17 protein-coding genes are annotated in these 20,354 nt (G+C 64.2%); 4 read left to right on the forward strand and 13 right to left on the reverse strand.

Annotation, left to right across the window (positions count from 1 at the left end):
- On the reverse strand, nt 1-423 hold the full coding sequence (locus ACJA3S_RS04930) for an ester cyclase (protein WP_186686163.1): 423 nt from the start codon (nt 421-423) through the stop codon (nt 1-3).
- A gap of 117 nt (nt 424-540) precedes the next feature.
- Here ACJA3S_RS04930 and ACJA3S_RS04935 point away from each other — a divergent pair, with 117 nt between their 5' ends.
- A complete protein-coding gene (locus tag ACJA3S_RS04935) occupies nt 541-1,410 on the forward strand; it encodes a LysR family transcriptional regulator (RefSeq protein ID WP_406821014.1) in 870 nt (289 codons plus the stop codon).
- A gap of 11 nt (nt 1,411-1,421) precedes the next feature.
- Here the strand turns inward: ACJA3S_RS04935 and ACJA3S_RS04940 are convergent, their stop codons facing one another.
- From ACJA3S_RS04940 to arcD (ACJA3S_RS04965), 6 genes are all read right to left on the reverse strand, one after another.
- The gene (locus ACJA3S_RS04940; RefSeq protein ID WP_406822206.1) at nt 1,422-2,930 is read right to left on the reverse strand and encodes a sigma-54-dependent transcriptional regulator; all 1,509 of its coding nucleotides are present in this window, start codon (nt 2,928-2,930) and stop codon (nt 1,422-1,424) included.
- A gap of 198 nt (nt 2,931-3,128) precedes the next feature.
- The gene (locus ACJA3S_RS04945; RefSeq protein WP_406821015.1) at nt 3,129-3,497 is read right to left on the reverse strand and encodes a DUF5064 family protein; all 369 of its coding nucleotides are present in this window, start codon (nt 3,495-3,497) and stop codon (nt 3,129-3,131) included.
- Between the two features lie 56 nt (nt 3,498-3,553).
- A complete protein-coding gene (gene arcC / locus ACJA3S_RS04950) occupies nt 3,554-4,483 on the reverse strand; it encodes a carbamate kinase (protein ID WP_406821016.1) in 930 nt (309 codons plus the stop codon).
- Nucleotides 4,484-4,663: 180 nt separating this feature from the next.
- Nucleotides 4,664-5,674, reverse strand: coding sequence for an ornithine carbamoyltransferase (locus tag ACJA3S_RS04955; RefSeq protein ID WP_406821017.1), 1,011 nt, complete (start codon nt 5,672-5,674; stop codon nt 4,664-4,666).
- Nucleotides 5,675-5,742: 68 nt separating this feature from the next.
- Complete coding sequence (arcA, locus tag ACJA3S_RS04960; RefSeq protein ID WP_085624058.1) at nt 5,743-6,996, reverse strand: arginine deiminase; 1,254 nt, start codon at nt 6,994-6,996, stop codon at nt 5,743-5,745.
- 32 nt (nt 6,997-7,028) lie between these two features.
- On the reverse strand, nt 7,029-8,456 hold the full coding sequence (gene arcD, locus ACJA3S_RS04965) for an arginine-ornithine antiporter (protein ID WP_406821018.1): 1,428 nt from the start codon (nt 8,454-8,456) through the stop codon (nt 7,029-7,031).
- Between the two features lie 435 nt (nt 8,457-8,891).
- Between arcD (ACJA3S_RS04965) and arcD (ACJA3S_RS04970) the strand changes: the two genes are divergently transcribed.
- A complete protein-coding gene (gene arcD, locus ACJA3S_RS04970) occupies nt 8,892-10,319 on the forward strand; it encodes an arginine-ornithine antiporter (protein ID WP_406821019.1) in 1,428 nt (475 codons plus the stop codon).
- Here arcD (ACJA3S_RS04970) and ACJA3S_RS04975 read toward each other — a convergent pair.
- The 6 genes from ACJA3S_RS04975 to gap all read right to left on the reverse strand — a co-directional run bounded on the left by ACJA3S_RS04975 (nt 10,299) and on the right by gap (nt 17,181).
- Nucleotides 10,299-10,712: a YbaN family protein gene (locus ACJA3S_RS04975; protein WP_406821020.1), complete on the reverse strand. Its 414-nt coding sequence runs from the start codon at nt 10,710-10,712 to the stop codon at nt 10,299-10,301. The genes arcD (ACJA3S_RS04970) and ACJA3S_RS04975 overlap by 21 nt on opposite strands.
- A gap of 55 nt (nt 10,713-10,767) precedes the next feature.
- The gene (locus ACJA3S_RS04980; protein WP_406821021.1) at nt 10,768-11,361 is read right to left on the reverse strand and encodes a biliverdin-producing heme oxygenase; all 594 of its coding nucleotides are present in this window, start codon (nt 11,359-11,361) and stop codon (nt 10,768-10,770) included.
- Between the two features lie 202 nt (nt 11,362-11,563).
- On the reverse strand, nt 11,564-14,152 hold the full coding sequence (locus ACJA3S_RS04985) for a TonB-dependent receptor (RefSeq protein WP_406821022.1): 2,589 nt from the start codon (nt 14,150-14,152) through the stop codon (nt 11,564-11,566).
- A 242-nt stretch (nt 14,153-14,394) separates the two neighbouring features.
- The gene (locus ACJA3S_RS04990; RefSeq protein WP_406821023.1) at nt 14,395-15,357 is read right to left on the reverse strand and encodes a FecR family protein; all 963 of its coding nucleotides are present in this window, start codon (nt 15,355-15,357) and stop codon (nt 14,395-14,397) included.
- Nucleotides 15,358-15,430: 73 nt separating this feature from the next.
- Nucleotides 15,431-15,943 carry an RNA polymerase sigma factor gene (locus tag ACJA3S_RS04995; RefSeq protein WP_406821024.1) on the reverse strand — a complete coding sequence of 171 codons (513 nt, stop codon included), beginning with the start codon at nt 15,941-15,943 and terminating at the stop codon, nt 15,431-15,433.
- A gap of 236 nt (nt 15,944-16,179) precedes the next feature.
- A complete protein-coding gene (gene gap / locus ACJA3S_RS05000) occupies nt 16,180-17,181 on the reverse strand; it encodes a type I glyceraldehyde-3-phosphate dehydrogenase (protein WP_406821025.1) in 1,002 nt (333 codons plus the stop codon).
- A 265-nt stretch (nt 17,182-17,446) separates the two neighbouring features.
- Between gap and edd the strand changes: the two genes are divergently transcribed.
- Together edd and ACJA3S_RS05010 are read left to right on the forward strand one after the other, a co-directional pair.
- The gene (gene edd / locus ACJA3S_RS05005) at nt 17,447-19,273 is read left to right on the forward strand and encodes a phosphogluconate dehydratase (protein ID WP_406821026.1); all 1,827 of its coding nucleotides are present in this window, start codon (nt 17,447-17,449) and stop codon (nt 19,271-19,273) included.
- Nucleotides 19,270-20,229 (forward strand): glucokinase, encoded by a 960-nt coding sequence (locus ACJA3S_RS05010; RefSeq protein WP_406821027.1) that lies wholly within the window; start codon nt 19,270-19,272, stop codon nt 20,227-20,229. Before edd ends, ACJA3S_RS05010 begins: the two co-directional genes overlap by 4 nt.
- The last annotated feature ends 125 nt before the right edge of the window (nt 20,230-20,354 follow it).

Here is a 20,354-nt window from a genome sequence, read left to right on the forward strand (position 1 = left end):
TCACCCCTCGCCCTGTTCGGCAGATGGCCGCAACGTGGCACTGTCGAAAAACACCGTTTCGCGAACCGCCAGGCCGTTTCTGAAGGTGAAGTGGGCCGCATATTGCAGGCAGACCCGGCGCCCATGGGCCGGAACGATCACCCCTGCCGGGAGCCACAGCGGCGAGCTGAAGGTGCCGGTCAGGACGGCGCTCATGGCCAGCCGATCGTCCGCGACCATGAACGGGGTCAGGGCCACCTGGGCATCAGGGAAAGCGCTGAACAACGCCAACTCGCGGGCGCGCATGGCTTCGCGCCCGGTTTGCCTGGTCATGCCATCCAGGTACACGAAGTCTTCGTCAACCAATGCCAGCAGCCCTTGCACATCACGCTGGTTGAAGGCGTTGGCGGCACGCTGGGCATAGTCCTTGGGGCCAGTCATCATGCATTGCATTCCATTCGTTCAGGGAGGGCCCAAGGTACTCCCGGGCTTGCTGTCGAAAAACAGCGGCTACTGCATAATCGCTTTGCATATTCGCAAAGCGTGGAGAGGCCGGCACAGATGGCGTTGCAGGAAAACTGGGATGATCTTCGGCTGCTGCTGGCGGTAGCGCGGCGGGGCAGCTTTCTTCGCGCTGGCGAGTTGCTGGGCATCGCGGCGTCGACCGTGTCGCGTCGCCTGACCCAGCTTGAGGCCGCACTGGCCGAGCCGCTGGTCGAGCGGGGCGTAGAAGGTTGCAGGCTGACTTCGCGCGGCCAAGCGCTGGTAGAGGTGGCCCTGGCAGCAGAAGCTGGCCTGCGCCGGCAAACGCGAGGCGGCGACGACGATCTGCCTTGTGCACTCTCTGGCACTGTCCAGGTGAGCGCAGGGGACGGCTTCTCGACGAGCGTGCTGGAGGCGGCCGATCGCTTTACCAGCCTGCACCCGGGTTGTTCGGTGGAGCTGACCGTGGCCGCCGACTTTCACAAGATTGCCCGCGGCGTGGCGGACATTGCCGTGCGCACGGTCCACCTGGGCGAACCCTCACTGATCTATCGGCCCATAGGCCGGCTTGGCTATGGCGTGTTCGCCACTGCTGGTTACCTGCAGCGCTACCCGGGCGTTACCCCGGCCACGGCGGTCAATATCGGCCTGCTGCCGCCGCTGGATGCGTTACCGCAACTGCGTGCGGCCAAGGCAGCGGGGCTGGATCGGGCGCCCATACGCGTGAGTTCGTTCACCGCACAGCTCGAATCGGTGAGGCGGGGCATGGGCGTTGCCGCACTGCCGAGGATACTGGCGAACGATCTGATCGAGCTGTTCCCGGACCTGCGCCTGCCAGACATGGAGGTCTATATGGTTACTCGGCCGCAGGCCTTGAAGCAGGCCCACATAAGGGCGTATTTCGTAATCCTCGAGCAGGTGCTGCAGGAAGCCCTGGGAACCGGCTGAACAACATCCGATCAAGCCTTGCCGGGTATGCCATATTTACGCAGGCGCTGGGCAATGGCGGTGTGCGAGGTTTGCAAGCGCCCGGCCAGTTGCCGTGTCGATGGGTAGCTGGTGTACAGGCGTTGCAGCAGCTCGCGCTCGAAATCGGCCACCGCCTGCTCCAAGCTGGCCACTTCGCCGTCCTGGCCACGCGCCACCGAGGTGCCGGCGATGTCCAGGTCGCCGATATCCACCAGGTTGCCATCGCAGATGGCCGCAGCGCGAAAGATCACGTTCTGCAACTGGCGCACATTGCCTGGCCAAGGGTTGGCCAGCAGTGCGCAATGGGTGGCCGGGGCCAGCCGGCAGGGCGGGCGCTGGATCTGCGTGCAGGCCTGTTGCATGAAGAAATGCGCCAGCATCAGGATGTCCTGGCCTCGGTCGCGTAGCGGCGGTACCTGCAGGTTGAGCACGTTGAGGCGGTAGAACAGGTCTTCACGGAAGCTACCGTCGGCGACCATGCGTTCCAGGTCACGGTGGGTGGCGCTGATGATGCGTACATCCACCTTCACTTCACGGTCGCCACCTACCCGGCGGAAACTGCCATCGCTGAGAAAGCGCAGCAGCTTGGCCTGCAGGTACGGCGACATTTCGCCGATTTCATCGAGAAACACCGTGCCCTGGTTGGCCAGCTCCATCAGCCCGGGCTTGCCGCCTCGTTGCGCGCCGGTGAAGGCGCCCGGGGCGTAGCCGAACAGTTCGCTTTCGGCCAGGCTCTCGGGCAGCGCAGCGCAGTTCAGCGCCAGGAAGGGCGCCGCGTGGCGGCTGCTGATGGCGTGGCAGGCGCGGGCTACCAGCTCTTTGCCGGTGCCGGTTTCGCCGTGCACCAGCAGCGGCGCATCGAGCGTCGCCACACGCAGGGCGCGGGCCTTGAGGGTGCGGATGGCCGGCGACTCGCCGAGCAAGGCATCGAAGCCCTCGGCATGGTCATGATGCAGGGCCGACAGGCGTTCGCCCATGCGTGTGGGCGGGTACAGTGTCAGCAGGCCACCGGCGTTGGTGATTGGCGTGGCGTCCAGCAGCAGGCTCTGGCCGTTGAGCTGCATCTCGCGCATGGGCAGGTGGAAGTTGTTGTCCAGCAATGCCTGCAGCAGCGCCGGGTCGCCGAACAACTCGCCCACCGAGCGCCCTGCGGATTCGCGGCCGCACAGTTCGATCAGTGCCGGGTTGGCCAGCAGCACCTTGCCGGCACTGTCCACCGCCAGTACCGGGTCGCTCATCGCCGCCAGCAGGGCGTCGAGCTGCAGGTGGCGGCGTTGGCCGGGAAGGATGTCGACCACTTCCACCGATTGCACGCCCTGTACCTCGAACAGCGCGTCGTGGAGTTCTTCGAGTACGGCGGGGCTGAGGGTGGGGGCGTCGATGTAGACGTTCGGCGGGACCATCTCCACTGCGTCCAGGTTGAGGTTGCGGGCACCGAGCAGGGCGAGGACTTCCTGGGTGATGCCGACGCGGTCGATGAAGCTGACGTGGATGCGCATGGGGACGGTGAGGTGGTGGCCGGGGACGGCGGTAGTATGCCTCAACAACGCCGGGGCCGCTTTGCGGCCCATCGCGACGCAAGGCCGCTCCTACAGGGAATGAGCTGCGCCCCAATGGGCCACAGCCCAGAATACATCACCGTTGTAGGAGCGGCCTTGCGTCGCGATGGGCTGCACAGCAGCCCCACAAGGGTGGCATCACTCCAGATGTTCAGGCTTGATCGGGTCGCCCGACTTCACATCGAGTTTTTCACGGATGTCCGAGAACATATGGTCGTAGAGTTTGTGCGGCGAACCCAGGCTCTCGAATTTCTTGGGCGGCGCCAGGTATGACTGGGCCTTGCGGCTGAGGACCATGAGAAAACTGGGTAGCACCTGGTCCTTGGCCAGGAAGAACTTTTCTTCCACTGGCTTGCCCTCGATGCTGCCATGCATACGAAACTGGATACCTCTGCCTTCCTTGGGGTCCGACGCAGCCTCGTATTCGATGTTCAGGTCATAGCTGTGGTCGTTCTTGTTCAGCGCGGTGCGCTCGATGTGTACATGACCGGGGTGGTACTGGGCCATGGCAAGCTCCTCTGGAAGGTCGAAAATGGCGGGCAGCAAGCGCCCGCCCACTGCATTCAACGGTAGCTGATACCCGGCTTCGCGGTGGAAACACGTGTACCGGCGGTGCCTTTGACGATGTCCTCGATGTTTTCCAGCGAACTGATCACCGCCACCTTGCCGGTATGGCGGGCAAAGTCGCAGGCCGCTTGCACCTTGGGCCCCATGGAGCCGGCGGCGAAACCCAGGCGTTCGAGTTCGTCGGGGTGGGCCTGGGCGATGGCTTTCTGCGTGGGTTTGCCCCAGTCAATATAGGCGGCATCGACGTCCGTGGCGATGATCAGCAGGTCGGCATCCAGCTGCTCGGCCAGCAGGGCCGAGCACAGGTCTTTGTCGATCACCGCCTCGATACCCTTGAGCTTGCGGTTTTCGTCGTACATGGTGGGGATGCCGCCACCACCGGCGCAAATCACGATGCTGTTCTTTTCCAGCAGCCACTTGATCGGGCGGATCTCGAAGATGCGCTTGGGTTTCGGGCTGGCCACCACGCGGCGGTACTTGTCGCCGTCGGCCTTGACCACCCAGCCTTTTTCCTTGGCCAGGCGCTCGGCCTCATCCTTGGCATACACCGGGCCGATGAACTTGGTCGGGTCCTTGAAGGCGGGGTCGTTGGCGTCCACCTCCACCTGGGTCAGCAGGGTGGCGAACGGCACTTCGAAGGCCAGCAGGTTGCCCAGCTCCTGCTCGATCATGTAGCCGATCATGCCCTCGGTCTCGGCACCGAGCACGTCCAGCGGGTAGGCCTCGTCGGGCTTGTAGGAAAGCCCTTGCAGCGACAGCAGGCCGACTTGCGGGCCGTTGCCGTGGGCGATGACCAGTTCGTTGCCAGGGTGGATCTTGGCGATCTGCTCGGTGGCGGTGCGGATATTGGCGCGCTGGTTGTCAGCGGTCATGGGCTCGCCGCGACGCAGCAGGGCGTTGCCGCCCAATGCAACAACGATACGCATGGGGAATGTCCTTTAACGAAAAGAATGAGCTGCCGCTACACGGAGGTTGCAGGGTTCCCTGTGGGAGCGGGCGTGCCCGCGAAGAGGCCAGGCCAGGCACCATCACTGGTGCGGCTGACGCATTCGCGGGCATGCCCGCTCCCACAAGTACAACGCAGTCCCCCGGTAGGCGGACAAGGCTTACAGGTCAGCCAGGGTCGACACCAGGATCGCCTTGATCGTGTGCATGCGGTTTTCCGCCTGCTCGAAGGCGATGCAGGCTGGCGACTCGAACACGTCGTCAGTCACTTCGATACCGTTGGCCAGGTCCGGGTACTGTTCGGCGATCTGCTTGCCCACCTTGGTTTCGGAGTTGTGGAACGCCGGCAGGCAGTGCATGAACTTGGTCCGCGGGTTGCCGGTGGACTTCATCAGCTGCGTGTTGACCTGGTACGGCTTGAGCAGCTTGATGCGCTCGCCCCAGGCCTCGATCGGCTCGCCCATCGATACCCAGACGTCGGTGTGCACGAAGTCCACGCCTTTGACTGCGGCAATCGGGTCTTCGGTGAGGGTGATGCGCGCGCCGCTTTCCTCGGCGTACTTGCGGCAACGCTCGACCAGGTCGTCATGTGGCCACAGCGCCTTGGGCGCAGCGATGCGCACATCCATGCCGAGCTTGGCACCGATCAGCAGCAGCGAGTTGCCCATGTTGTTGCGGGCGTCGCCCAGGTAGGCGTAGCTGATGTCGTGCAGCGGCTTGTCGCTGTGCTCGCGCATGGTCAGCACGTCGGCGATCATCTGGGTCGGGTGGTATTCGTCGGTCAGGCCGTTGAACACCGGCACGCCGGCGAACTTGGCCAGCTCCTCGACGATTTCCTGCTTGAAGCCACGGTACTCGATGGCGTCGTACATGCGCCCGAGCACGCGGGCGGTATCCTTCATGCTTTCCTTGTGGCCGATCTGCGAGGAGGTCGGGTCGATGTAGGTGACGTTGGCGCCCTGGTCATAGGCGGCCACTTCGAAGGCGCAGCGGGTACGGGTGGAAGTCTTTTCGAAGATCAGGGCGATGTTGTTGCCCTTCAGGTGCTGTTGCTCGGTGCCGGTGTACTTGGCGCGCTTGAGGTCGCGGGACAGGTCCAGCAGGTAGCGCAGCTCGCGGGTGGTGTGGTGTTCCAGGCTGAGCAGGTTGCGGTTGTGAATGTTGAACGCCATGACTTATCTCCTTGAGTTTGGTGAACGCACCGGCCGCCGCTGGGTTTGGGCGGCCGGGGGTATGGTCGTTAGTAGTCGATCGGGTCGCGTACGATCGGGCAGGTCATGCAGTGGCCGCCGCCACGGCCGCGGCCCAGTTCACCGGCGCTGATGGTGATGACTTCGATCCCGGCTTTGCGCAGCAGGGTATTGGTGTAGGTGTTGCGGTCGTAGCCAATGACCACGCCCGGCTCGATGGCCACCACGTTGTTGCCGTCATCCCACTGCTCGCGTTCGGCGGCGAAGCTGTTGCCGCCGGTTTCGACCACGCGCAGCTTGACCCCCAGTTGCTCGCCCACCACCTCGATGAACGACTTGTGTTCGCGGCGCACGTCCATGCCGTATGGCTTGCTCTCGTCCGGGCGGATGATGAACGGCACGATCTCCTTGACCACTTCCGGGAAGACCGTGACCAGGTCGCGGTCGCAGAAGCTGAACACGGTATCCAGGTGCATGGCGGCACGCGATTTGGGCAGGCCGGCAACAATGACCTTTTCCACCGCACCCTTGGCGAACAGGTTCTGTGCCAGCTGGCCGATGGCCTGGCGCGAGGTGCGCTCGCCCATGCCGATCAGCACGATGCCCTTGCCGATCGGCATGACATCGCCGCCTTCGAGGGTGGACTGGCCGTGTTCCTTGTCCGGGTCGCCGTACCAGATCTGGAAGTCGGCATTGGTGAACTGCGGGTGGAACTTGTAGATGGCGGTGGTCAGCAGGGTTTCCTGACGTCGCGCCGGCCAGTACATCGGGTTCAGCGTCACGCCGCCGTAGATCCAGCAGGTGGTGTCACGGGTGAACTGGGTGTTGGGCAGCGGTGGCAGGATGAAGCTGGAGTGGCCCAGGTAGTCGTTGTACATCTTGACCACTTCGGCACCTTCGCTCTGCGGCAGGTCCTGGCCAGCCACGCCGCCAATCAGGAACTCGGCCAGGTGGCGCGGTTCGAGGCCTTCGAGCCAGCTGCGCACTTCGTTGGTCAGGCCGACACCGACAGTGTCAGGGGTGATCTTGCGATCGAGAATCCACTTCAGCGCTTCGGGTTGCTGGACGATGTCGGTCAGCAGGTTGTGCATCTCCAGCACATCCACGCCACGTTCGCGCATCTTGGTGACGAAGTCGAAATGGTCACGCTTGGCCTGGTCGACCCAGATCACATCGTCGAACAGCAGCTCGTCACAGTTGCTCGGCGTCAGGCGCTTGTGCGCCAGGCCCGGCGAGCAAACCATCACTTTGCGCAGTTTGCCGGCTTCGGAGTGGACACCGTACTTCTGTTTTTCAGCGGACATGGTTCATTCCTCCAATTGAACGAAGACGTGGATCACAGGGTCAGGAAGCCGTCGTACAGGCCGAAGGCTGCCACCAGGGCACCGATGACCACGGCTGCGAAGATCAGTTTTTCCACGTTGGTGAAGACAGGTTGGCCAACCTCACGCTTGGCCTTGGCGAACAGGATCGCGCCAGGTGCGTAGAGCAGGGCCGAGAGCAGCAGGTATTTCACGCCGCCGGCGTACAGCAGCCAGATCGCGTACACCAGGGCGATGCCACCGATGATCAGATCTTTGCGCCGTTCGGCCAGGGCCTGTTCGTAGGTTTCGCTGCGCACTGCCAGCAGCACGGCATAGGCGGCCGACCACAGGTAGGGCACCAGGATCATCGACGTGGCCAGGTAGATCAGCGACAGGTAGGTGCTTTCGGAGAACAGCGTGATCACCAGGAAGATCTGCACCATGGCGTTGGTCAGCCACAGGGCGTTGGCCGGTACCTGCTTGGCGTTCTCGCGGCGCAGGAACTCCGGCATGGTGTGGTCCTTGGCGGCGGCGAACATGATCTCGGCGCACAGCAGCACCCACGACAGCAGGGCCCCGAGCAGCGAGATGACCAGGCCGACGCTGATCAGCACCGCGCCCCAGTGGCCGACTACATGTTCCAGCACGGCGGCCATCGACGGGTTCTGCAGCTTGGCCAGTTCCGGTTGGGTCATGATGCCCAGCGACAGCACGTTGACCAGTACCAGGAACAGCAGCACGGTCACGAAGCCGATCACTGTTGCCTTGCCCACGTCGGAGCGTTTTTCCGCCCGCGCCGAGAAGATGCTCGCGCCTTCGATGCCGATGAACACCCACACGGTGACCAGCATCATGTTGCGCACCTGGTTCATCACGCTGCCCAGCTCTGGCGTGCCCAGGCCCCAGATATCGGCGGTGAAGATGTCGAGTTTGAAGGCGAACAGGCAGATCAGGGCGAACAGCACCAGTGGCACCACTTTGGCGATGGTGGTGACCAGGTTGATGAATGCCGCTTCCTTGATACCGCGCAGTACCAGGAAGTGCACGGCCCACAGCAGCACCGAGGCGCCGATGATGGCGGCCGGGGTGTTGCCTTCGCCAAAGATCGGGAAGAAGTAGCCCAGGGTGCTGAACAGCAGCACGAAGTAGCCGACGTTGCCCAGCCAGGCGCTGATCCAGTAGCCCCAGGCCGAGGAGAAGCCCATGTAGTCACCGAAACCGGCCTTGGCGTAGGCATACACCCCGCCATCCAGGTCAGGCTTGCGGTTGGCCAGGGTCTGGAACACGAACGCCAGGGTCAGCATGCCGACCGCGGTGATGGCCCAGCCGATCAGCACTGCGCCGACCCCGGCGCTGGCCGCCATGTTTTGCGGCAGCGAGAAGATCCCGCCGCCAATCATCGAACCGACGACAAGTGCAACTAACGCGCCGAGCTTTAGTTTTCCGGATGAATCAGACATTTAACAACTCCTGCCAGGAGAAAGTTGACGACAGAGTAAATCCGACGCCGCTGCCATACGCTGACTTAGGTCAGTTCATGGCGACGTGAAGTGGGAAAATTCCTTCACGATACTCCTGGAGAGTGCCGACAGCTTCTGCTGCAGGCCTTGCGCGCTGGCACCTCCATGTCCTTCTAGAGCAAACGCTCTGTTCCACCTGCGATGCTTGAAGCTAGTCGCTTTTGCCGCTTTCGCAAATTTTTGACAAGAATTTTGAGTTTTATCAGGCGCTTTCCTAGTTGCCCGGCAGGTGCTAGTTTTCCCGTAGCTGCGTTATAGACACAGCTGTTATGAGTGGCATAGCTTCACCGCGCACTAACATTATAAGTAACAATATTTATATAGCCCGCATGGCTGTTTCAAAGCTGTGACAGCGGGCGAAAAAACAGGAGGCACATGAGCGAACCGGGACAGAAGCTGCGCCTCGGCGCGCTGATCGCGCTGGTGGTCGGCTCGATGATTGGTGGCGGGATCTTCTCGCTGCCGCAAAACATGGCGGCGCGTGCCGAGGTGGGGGCAGTGCTGATCGGCTGGGCCATTACCGCGGTCGGCATGCTGGCGCTGGCGTTTGTGTTCCAGACCTTGGCCAACCGCAAGCCGGCGCTGGATTCTGGGGTATACGCCTACGCCAAGGCCGGCTTTGGTGACTACATGGGCTTCTCCTCGGCCTGGGGTTACTGGATCAGCGCCTGGCTGGGCAACGTCGGCTACTTCGTGCTGTTGTTCAGCACCCTGGGGTTCTACTTCCCTGTGTTTGGCGAAGGCAATACGCCGATCGCCATCGGCTGTGCCTCGCTGCTGCTGTGGGCGGTGCATTTCCTGGTGCTGCGCGGCATCAAGGAAGCGGCGTTCATCAACCAGGTGACCACCGTGGCCAAGGTCGTGCCGTTGCTGATTTTCGTGGTGATTGCGGTGTTCGCCTTCCGTGCCGATATCTTCACCCGAGATATCTGGGGCCTGGGCAACCCGCAGTTCGGCAGCGTGCTGGAGCAGGTGCGCAACATGATGCTGGTGACCGTATTCGTGTTCATCGGCATCGAAGGTGCCAGTGTGTATTCCGGGCGTGCCCAGCGCCGTTCGGATGTGGGCAAGGCCACGGTGATCGGCTTTCTCGGGGTGCTGGCGCTGCTGGTACTGGTGAATGTGCTGTCGCTGGGGGTAATGACCCAGCCGGAGCTGGCCGGCTTGCAGAACCCGTCGCTGGCCTCGGTGCTGGAGCATATCGTCGGGCCCTGGGGCGCCCTGCTGATCAGCCTCGGCCTGGCGGTCTCGCTGCTCGGCGCGCTGTTGTCGTGGGCGCTGCTGTGTGCCGAGATCCTCTACGCCACCGCGCGCGACAAGACCATGCCGCGTTTCCTGGCCAAGGAAAACGCCAACCATGTGCCGGCCAACGCCCTGTGGCTGACCAACTGCATGATCCAGGGGTTTCTGCTGATCACGCTGGTTTCCGCCGGTACCTACACCAGCCTGATCTACCTGGCCTCGTCGATGATCCTGGTGCCTTACCTGTGGTCGGCGGCCTACGCCGTGCTGCTGGCGATACGTGGAGAAACCTACGCCGGGCAGCCAGCGCTGCGCCGCAAGGACTTGCTGGTGGCGCTGGTTGCCTTGCTGTATGCCATTTGGCTGCTCTACGCCGGCGGCCTCAAATACCTGCTGTTGTCGGCGTTGCTCTACGCTCCGGGGGTGATCTTGTTCGCCAGGGCCAAGCGTGAACAGGGCCAGACCCTGTTCAGCCACTGGGAAAAGCTGATATTTGCCGCCGTGCTGGCAGGTGCCGCATTGGCTGCCTATGCGCTGTACTCAGGGCTGCTGAGCCTGTGAAGGGGCAGGGCCAGGATGTTCCGGGCGTGACCAGATCCACAGGTTGCCCAGGGTCATGCCGGCAATGGCCAGGTACACCGGCCAGTGGTGTTGCAGCAGCGTCAGCATCAGCCCTGCGCACAGCAGCATGCTGAGCGTCGCGCTCACTTTCGCCCGCCGCTGGATCACCTTGCCATTACGCCAGTTGTACAGGATCGGCCCGAACAGCCGGTGGCTTTCCAGCCAGGCCGACAGCCGTGGCGAACTGCGGGTAGCCGCCCAGGCCGCCAGCAGGATGAATTCGGTGGTCGGCAGGCCGGGAATGACAATCGCCACCAGGCCCACGCCCAGGCTGACATAAGCCAGGATCGCATACAGCAGGCGGGCGAGTTTCGAGCGGGCGGGTCGGGTCATGGTCTCACTGCATAAAAAGCGGTCGGCCACCGACAGGGTGGCCGGGTATGGCCTGTCAAGCCAGCGCGGCATGCGTAGCATAGGCGTGCCTGAGCAGCTCGGTGAAGCGCTCGAAGGCAGCCACTGCGCCGCGTTCGGCAGCAGCCTCATCGTCGGCCGACAACGCCAGGCCATCAAGAATACGGGTGAACTGTTTCCAGCCTTCGGCGCGGCCCCCGGCCGGCTCGCCGAGGTGGCGGGCACCGAAGCTGTCGGACAAGCCCAGGGCCATGGCGCGCTTGATCAGAAACGCCGCGCCCAGTTTGGAGCCTTCGGAGACGAAGATCCAGCCCATTGCCTCGCCCAGGCCTGGATTGCGCAGGGCACCTGGCAGGGCGGGTGGCACTTCGGTGTCGAGGTCGGCGAGGTCCAGGCGGGCCTGTTCGGCGCGGCAGCGCTCGGCCAGGTCGGGGACGATGGCGATCAGTTGCGGGTCGTTGTACAGGGCCTGCAATTCGGCCTGGAACAGGTACTGGGCGACCACGAAGCGGGCGAAGCTTTCGCGGCTGTCGAAGGGGGCGTGGGCTTTGACCAGGGCATCCAGTTCGGCATGGGGGGCGTGGGTGATCTGGTTGAGGCGCTGGGAGCGCAGGGCTGGGCGGTCGGTCATGGGGCAGTCCTTGGAAAGGGGGGCATCTAGAGACAAGACGAAACAGCGGGGACGGAACAGTAAAAAAATCGGGTTTTCGTGTTGCCTGTACTGGCCTCTTCGCGGGCATGCCCGCTCCCACAGGTCCAGCGCAGGCCCAAGGCTTGCGCAGTACCTGTGGGAGCGGGCGAGCCCGCGAAGAGGCCGTTACAGGTGCAAAGGGTCAGATATCCCAGACCACATTGATGCCGAAGTTGCGCCCCGGCATGCTCAGGCGGTCGATGTTGGCTGGCTGGGTCACTGCCGCTTCACCCTGGCCGTCGTAGCTGCGCACCGAATCCCACTGCCAGTACTTCTTGTCGGTGAGGTTGTACAGGCCGGCATTGATGGTGACGTCGTCGCTGACCCGGTAGTAGCCGGTCAGGTCCAGCACGCCGTAGCCCGGGGTGCGGAACTTGCTGGCGGAGCCGTCGGGCGAATGGAAGCTGCTGTTGTCGATGCGGGTCTTGCGCTTGACCAGTGTCCAGCTCAGCAGGCCACCGTATTGCTGTTGCTCGTAACCCAGGCCGAACACACCCTTGAGCGGGTTGACGCTGTTCAGCGGCGCGCCGCTGTCATCGTTGCGGCCGTAGGTGTAGGCAAGCGAGCCCTGGCCATACAGGCCCTGCGGCGCGCCGAAGCGGTCGAGGTTCAGGCGGCCCTTGAACTCGGCGCCCTTGATCGTGGCGTGCTTGATATTGCTGGCGCGGAAAGTCTGCTCCAGGTTGGCGCTCTGCACGGCGTCTTCATCGATGAAGTCGCGGTACTTGTTGTAGAACACCGCCACATCGAAGCTGCCGGCGTCGAAGTTGCCGCGCAGGCCGGTTTCATAGCTTTTGCTCTTCTCCGGCTCCAGGCCTGGGTTGCCTTCCACGCGGTAGCCCTGGTCGAGGTTCTGGAATTTGCCGAACATGGCTTTGGCGGTCGGCGTGCGGAAGCCTTCGGCGTACTGGCCGTACCAGGTGTAGCTATCGTTGAAGGCATAGGTGAGGCCGAACTTGGGCGAGACACGGTGCCACTTCCTGGTGGAGTCGTCGAGGGAGGTGGGCGCCGCACCGGTGGATTCCAGGCCGCGCAGGTATTCCTCGGTGAACCTTGGCTCCATGCGCGTGTAGTCGTAGCGTGCGCCGGGCAGGAAGGTCCAGTCGTTCCAGCGGATTTCATCCTGCACGAACAGGCTGTAGGTGTTCACGGTCGGGTCGGGGAAGTCGCTGACCAGGGCCTGGCCATCGGCCGGGCGGTCAGCACCGGCGGCCGGGCAGCCTGCACCAACGGCCAGGCAGGTACCGGTGCCGCTGCGCGAACCGGTAACCTTCTCGTGCCTGAGGGTGGTGCCGTAGGTCAGCAGATGGTCGCTGGCGCCAATGCTGAAGGCCTTGTCCAGCTGCGCGTCGAACACCCACTGGCGGTCCTTGTAGAGGGTATCGCGGGTGCGTAACACCTGGCGGGTAAACGGGGCGTAGATTTCCTCGGTGTGCTGGTCGGTCTTGGCGATCTGGTAGTTGAGACTCCACTTCAGGTGGTCGGCAACCGGCGATGCCAGGCCCAACTCATGGCTGATGCCGAAGCGCTCACGGGTGATGACGTCGTTGCCGCTACGCGCCTTGTAGAACCCCATGCCCTTGCCGCCGCCGGTGAACGGCCCGCCCACCGCGCTGAGGATATTCTGCTCGCGGTCATCCTTGTAGTGTTCGTAGGTAAAGCCCAGGCGAGCATCCTCGGCGTAGTCCCAGCCCAGCTTGGCCAGCACGTTGGTGGTGCGTGCGTCCATCGGGTTGGCTTCGCTACGCGACAGCCCGGCGCCGCTGTGGCTGCCGTGGGTCTCGGTCTCATGGCCGTTGCGCTGGCTCAGGTGCAGCAAGCCGTCGACGTCACCTTGGCGAGCGGCGACAGTGGCGGAGGTCAGCCAGCTTTCGTCGGCCGAGCTGTAGCCGCTCTTCAGGCGGGCGCCGGCGTCCTTGCCGGGCTTGATGATGTCGTCCGGGTCGAGGGTGAAATAGCTGACCGCGCCGCCGATGGCGTTGCTGCCGTACAGCACCGAGGCCGGGCCGCGAAGGATTTCCACGCGTTTGACGATTTCCGGGTCGACGTAGTTGCGCTGGGTCTGGGCGTAGGGGCCGTAGAAGAAACTGTCGGGGATCGACACGCCGTCGACCTGGGTGAGGATTCGCTCGCCGTCGATGCCACGGATGTTGTAGCCGTTCAGGCCGCTGCGCTGGCCGGTGCCGGCTACTGACACCCCTGGCTCATAGCGCACCAGGTCGTGGATAGTGTTGACGTTCTGCCGGTCCAGTTGTTCGCGGGTCTGCACGCTGACGGTGCTCGGCACCTGGCTGACGTCCTGGGCGCTGCGGGTGGCGCTGACGGTGACCTGCTGCAGGGCGACCACGTTGTTGCCGGCCTGGCGTTCGAGCACCACATTGCCGTTGCCGATCTTGCGCACGCCCAGGCCGGTGCCGTGCAGCAGGCGCTTGAGAGCGGCTTCCGGCAGTAGCGCGCCGTGCACGCCTGGCGAGACTACGCCGTCGGCCAGCTCGGCACTCAAGCCGACCTGCCAGCCGGTAACCTGGCTGAAGGCATTGATAGCCGTCACCAGCGGTTGCTGGCCGATGTTGAAGCGGTATTCACCCATGCGCGGGGTGCTGGCCTGGGCCGGCTCGGCGGCCAGCGTCGGCAGGCTGCAGGTGCCGCTGGCGAGCAGGGCCAGGGTCAGCAGGGACAGTGGCCCTGTACGGCGGGGAAGGGTGGAGGGGCGGGTAGGACCTGTGGACATCGAAAGCGCTCCCTGACGCGCGGTCTGTTATAGGTGTTGGCTGTTCCTGTCTTGAAACAAGAATCAGTCGCATTGGCTATAACGAGACGGGCGAGGTAGCGCGACCGCGTAAAAATAAATACAGGACCGTGCGCCCTATCGCCGGCAAGCCAGCGCGTTACCTGTAGGAGCGGATTTATCCGCGATGCAGGCGGCGCGGCGTGTGCGGGGGCGCCAGCGATCGGGCCGGCATAGGCAAAAGATCAGTTCAGGATGACCAGCGCCGGGTATTCATGCAGCCGGGCCGAGGTGATGTGGGCCAGCGCGCGCAGGGTCTCCAGGGGCTGGTCGAGGCGGTAGTTGCCAGTCACCGTCACGTTTTCCAGCTGCGTATTGCGGTTGATGATCCAGCCTGGGTAGTAGCGCCGCAGCTCTGCCAGCACCTGGCTGAGCGGGCAGTTTTCAAACACCAGGCGGCCATCCACCCAGGCCAGGTCCCTGCGCATGTCGGGGCGCTGGCGCTGGCCAAAGCCATGGGGGCCGATGCTGATGCTTTCGCCGGCACTCAGGCGGATACGCTGGTCACGGGCGCCCTGCAAGTCGACATCGCCGCGCTGCACCCGCACTTGTGCCTCGCCGCCAAGGTAGCGCACGGCAAAGTCGGTATCGCCCACCTGCGCGCGCAGCGGCCCGGCCTGTACTTCCAGTGGCAACCGTGCTCCCCCGGCAACCTGGAAATAGGCCTCGCCTTGCAGCAGGCGGGCGACCTGGCGGCCGTCACGGTACTCGCTGGCGAATGCCGAATCGGTGTTGAGCAACACTTTCGCCCCGTTGTCCAGTTGCAGGCGCTGGCGTTCACCGACCAGCGTCAGGTGATCGGCCTGCAGGCGCAGGGGCAGGTCGCCATAGGTGCACAGCCCGACCAGCAGCAGCGCGGCGGTAGCCAGCGGTTTCCAGTGGCTGCGCAGGCGCCCACGCCACGACCGGCGCTGGTGCAGATGCATCTGCACGGCCACCTGGCGCAGCGGCGCGCCGTGCCACAGGGCTTCGGCCTCGACATAGGCTTCGGCGTTCTCCGCTGCTGCGCTCAGCCAGGCTTCGAAGGCCAGGGTGTCCGCGGCGTCGGCGCATTGCAGGCGTACCAGCCAGTCCAGCGCTTCGTCCATGGCACGAGCACGGGCGTCTGGTCCGGCGGGTGACGGGCGGGGGGCGGGGCTGTCGGTCACGGTGAATCCCTGGATGGTCTTTTCTGCGAATGATCAAGGCTGGGGCGGGTGGTAGCAAGGGCTTTGCGTTGCCTCACTTGAGGCGGTCGGCAACACCCATGCAGATCGCCATGATCAGTTTCAGTTCCTTCTGGACCGTGCTGGGCGAAACCTTAAGTTGTTCGGCAATTTCCAGGTAGGTGGCGCCATGCAGGCGGCTGAGGATGAAAATGCGCTGCTGGCGTTCGCTCAGCTGGCCGAGGCTGACGCTCAACTGCTTGAGCAACTGTTCGGCATGCGCGGCATCTTCGCTGCTGGTGGCCGGCGCGGCCACGCTGTGCAGCACCTCGTCGGGCACATCGTCGACCAGCATGCGCGATTGCACCAGGCGTGCGCGCAGGTGGTCGAGGGCCAGGTTGCGCGCGGTCTGGAACACGAACGGTTCGATGTGTTCGACGCGCCGCTCAGCGAGGGCGCGGGATACCCGCAGGTAGGTCTCCTGCAACAGGTCCTCGGCCGTGTTCGGGTTGCCAACCATGCGCTGCAGGGTGCGCAGCAGGCTCTGGCGCTGGACGAGGAAGACGGAATTGAACCGGGACTGACTCACGAGGGGACCTGGGCGACAAGGAGTTAATGATAATGCTTATCATCCCTGTCGAAGGTCAAGCTTGGAAATGTTAGGAAAAAGTAAAGATTGTGAGTGGGGCGCCTTGCGCGATCCCTGTGTAGGAGCGGCCTTGCGTCGCGATGGGGCACGAAGCGGCCCCTGGATCGCGACCCCAGCACATTTGCTCGGGGCCGCTTAGCGGCCCATCGCGACGCAAGGCCGCTCCCACCCGACACTCAGCCGGCCCGGCACAGCGCCAGGCAGTTATCCAGCATGCGGTTGGAGAAGCCCCACTCGTTGTCATACCAGGCCAGCACCTTGAGCATGCGCCCGTTGGCCCGGGTATGGTTGGCATCGAAGATCGACGACAGCGGGTTGTGGTTGAAATCGCAGGAAACCAGCGGCAAGGCGTTGTAGCCCAGCACCCGCGAATGCTTGCTGGCTTCGAGGAACAGCTGGTTGACCTGCTCGGCCGTGGCCTCGCGCCGAAGGTTGACGGTGAGATCCACCAGCGACACGTTGATCACCGGCACGCGCACCGCCATGCCGGTCAGCTTGCCGGCCAGTTCCGGCAGCACCAGGCCTACCGCTTCGGCGGCCCCGGTCTTGCTGGGGATCATCGACTGGGTCGCCGAGCGTGCGCGGTACGGGTCGCCGTGATACACGTCGGTCAGCACCTGGTCGTTGGTATAGGCATGGATGGTGGTCATCAGGCCCTGCTCGATACCGAACTCGCGGTGCAGCACCTGGGCAATCGGCGCCAGGCAGTTGGTGGTGCAGGAGGCGTTGGAAATGACCTGGTGCGAGGCCCGCAGCACATCATGGTTGACACCGTATACCACGGTGGCATCGGCGCCTTTGGCGGGGGCCGAGACGATCACCTTGCGCGCTCCCGCAGCCAGGTGCGCGGCGGCCTTGGCGCGCTCGGTGAACAGCCCGGTGCATTCGAACACCACGTCGATCGCCTCGGCCTTCCACGGCAGTTCGGCCGGGTTGCGGATGGCGCTGACGGCGATACGGTCACCATTGACCGTCAGGCTTTCGTGGTCGGCCTCGACGTTGGCGTCAAAGGTGCCATGCACGCTGTCGTATTTGAGCAGATGGGCGTTCATGGCGCTGTCGCCCAGATCGTTGATGGCGACGACCTGCAGGTCCTGGCGGTAGCCTTGGGTATACAGTGCGCGCAGGACGTTGCGCCCGATGCGGCCGAATCCATTGATGGCGATGCGTAAAGTCATGGCAGTACCTCTGGCAGTCCGAGTGAAACCTGTGGCACAAAGGAGCTTCACTGAAACGGTTTTGTTGTTGGAATTACAAGATTATTCACTGGCTGATAGAAAACAAGCCTTTTTAGTGGCAATATTTTGTTTAAACATACAACGAGTGGTCGGGCGACCTGCCTCCACCGATGCAGCGGGCTCCTCTACCTTGAGCCTAGGCCGCAATCGTTTGGAGGGGAAATGCCTGGTAAACCGCCCTTACAATTAGCCTGGAGTCCAGTACATGCATCCGCGCATCCTTGAGGTCACCCAGCGGCTGGTCGAGCGCAGCCGTGCCACCCGCGAACGCTACCTGCAGCTGATTCGCGGCGCGGCCAGTGAAGGCCCCATGCGTGCCAGCCTGCAATGCGCCAACTTCGCCCACGGCGTGGCCGGTTGCGGCAGCGAGGACAAGCAGACCCTGCGCCTGATGAACGCGGCCAACGTGGCCATCGTCTCGGCCTACAACGACATGCTCTCGGCGCACCAGCCGTACCTGCACTTCCCCGAGCAGATCAAGCAGGCCTTGCGCGAGGTCGGTTCGGTCGGCCAGTTTGCCGGTGGCGTGCCGGCCATGTGCGACGGCGTGACCCAGGGCGAGCCGGGCATGGAGCTGGCGATTGCCAGCCGTGAAGTGATCGCCATGTCCACCGCCGTGGCGCTGTCGCACAACATGTTCGACGCTGCGCTGATGCTGGGCATCTGCGACAAGATCGTCCCCGGGCTGATGATGGGCGCACTGCGCTTCGGCCACCTGCCGACCATTTTCGTCCCGGGCGGGCCGATGGTGTCCGGCATTTCCAACAAGCAGAAGGCCGACGTGCGCCAGCGCTACGCCGAGGGCAAGGCCAGCCGCGAGGAGCTGCTGGAGTCGGAGATGAAGTCCTACCACAGCCCGGGTACTTGCACCTTCTACGGCACGGCCAACACCAACCAGCTGGTGATGGAAGTGATGGGCCTGCACCTGCCCGGCGCCTCCTTCGTCAACCCGTACACGTCGCTGCGCGACGCGCTCACTGCCGAGGCCGCGCAACAGGTCACGCGCATGACCAAGGCCAGCGGCAACTTCATGCCGCTGGGCGAAATTGTCGATGAGAAGGCGCTGGTCAACTCCATCGTTGCCCTGCATGCCACTGGCGGTTCCACCAACCACACCTTGCATATCCCGGCAATTGCCCAGGCGGCGGGGATCCAGCTGACTTGGCAGGACATGGCCGACCTGTCCGAAGTGGTGCCGACCCTGTCCCACGTCTACCCCAACGGCAAGGCCGACATCAACCACTTCCAGGCCGCTGGCGGCATGGCCTTCCTGATCCGCGAGCTGCTCGATGCCGGGTTGCTGCACGAGGACGTCAACACCGTGGCCGGCCATGGCCTGCGTCGCTACACCCAGGAACCGTTCCTCGACGACGGCAAGCTGGTGTGGCGCGAAGGGCCGCAGCACAGCCTGGACGAAAGCATCCTGCGCCCGGTAGCCCGACCGTTCTCGGCCGAAGGCGGCCTGCGGGTGATGGAAGGCAACCTTGGCCGCGGCGTGATGAAGGTGTCGGCGGTCGCCCCGGAGCACCAGGTGGTCGAAGCCCCGGCACGGGTGTTCCACGACCAGCAGTCGCTGGCCGATGCCTTCAAGGCCGGCGAGCTGGAGCGTGATTTCGTTGCCGTGGTGCGCTTCCAGGGCCCGCGCTGCAACGGTATGCCGGAGCTGCACAAGCTCACGCCGTTCCTCGGTGTGCTGCAGGATCGCGGCTACAAGGTGGCGCTGGTCACCGACGGGCGCATGTCCGGTGCCTCCGGCAAGATCCCGGCGGCTATCCACGTCTGCCCGGAGGCGTATGACGGTGGCCCGCTGGCGCGGGTGCGCGACGGTGATATCGTGCGCGTCGATGGTGTCGAGGGCACGCTGCGGGTAATGGTGTCGGCCGAAGAACTGGCCAGCCGCGACCTGCCGCCCGCCCCCCAGGGCAACGACCTGGGCTGCGGGCGCGAGCTGTTCGGCTTCATGCGCATGGCGTTCAGCCCGGCAGAGCAGGGCGCCAGCGCCTTCACCGCGGCCCTGGAGAACCTCAAATGAAAGACCTGCTGGTTGGCGACATCGGCGGCACCAATGCCCGTTTCGCGTTGTGGCGTGACAACCAGCTACAGGCGGTGAAGGTCTTCGCCACCGAGGACTACACCAGCCCGGAACAGGCCATCGAGGCTTACCTGGAAGGCCTTGGCATCGCTCGCGGCGGCGTGACTGCTGCCTGCCTGGCGGTGGCCGGGCCGGTCAATGGCGACGAGTTCCGCTTCACCAACAACCATTGGCGCCTGAGCCGTCAGGCGTTCTGCCAGCGGCTGCAGATCGAGCAGTTGCTGCTGATCAATGACTTCACCGCCATGGCGCTGGGCATGACCCGCCTGCGCGATGGCGAGTTCCGCGAGGTGTGCCCGGGCCAGGCCGACCTTTCGCGCCCGGCGTTGGTCATCGGCCCGGGTACCGGTCTGGGTGTCGGCTCCCTGTTGCGAGTGGGTGAGCGTTGGTGCGCCTTGCCGGGTGAGGGCGGGCACGTCGACCTGCCGGTGGGCAATGCCCGCGAAGCGGCAATCCACCAACAGATTCACGCCCAGATCGGCCATGTCAGCGCCGAAACCGTGCTCAGTGGCGGTGGCCTGCTGCGCCTGTACCAGGCCATCTGTGCACTGGACGGCGACACACCCCGACACAACACCCCGGCGCAGATCACCGATGCTGCGCTGGGCGGCGAACCACGGGCGCTGGCGGTGATCGAGCAGTTCTGCCGGTTCCTCGGCCGGGTGGCGGGTAACAATGTGCTGACGCTGGGCGCGCGCGGTGGGGTCTATATTGTCGGCGGTGTGATCCCACGGTTTGCCGAGCTGTTCCTGCGCAGCGGGTTCGCCACCAGCTTTGCCGACAAGGGCTGCATGAGCGGTTATTTCGCCGGGGTGCCGGTATGGCTGGTGACGGCGGAGTTTTCCGGGTTGCTGGGGGCTGGAGTGGCCTTGCAACAGGCGCTGGATCACGGCTAGGTGATTGAGGGCCGCTGCGCGGCCATCGCGACCCAACGCCGCTGCTGCACCGGGGCCTGGGATTTCCGGCCCGGCGCGGTCGCTGCAGGAGCGGCCTTGGGCCGCGGTGGGCTGCGCAGCGGGCC

This window comes from Pseudomonas sp. KnCO4 (assembly GCF_045344305.1).
GTDB classification, from domain to species: domain Bacteria; phylum Pseudomonadota; class Gammaproteobacteria; order Pseudomonadales; family Pseudomonadaceae; genus Aquipseudomonas; species Aquipseudomonas anuradhapurensis.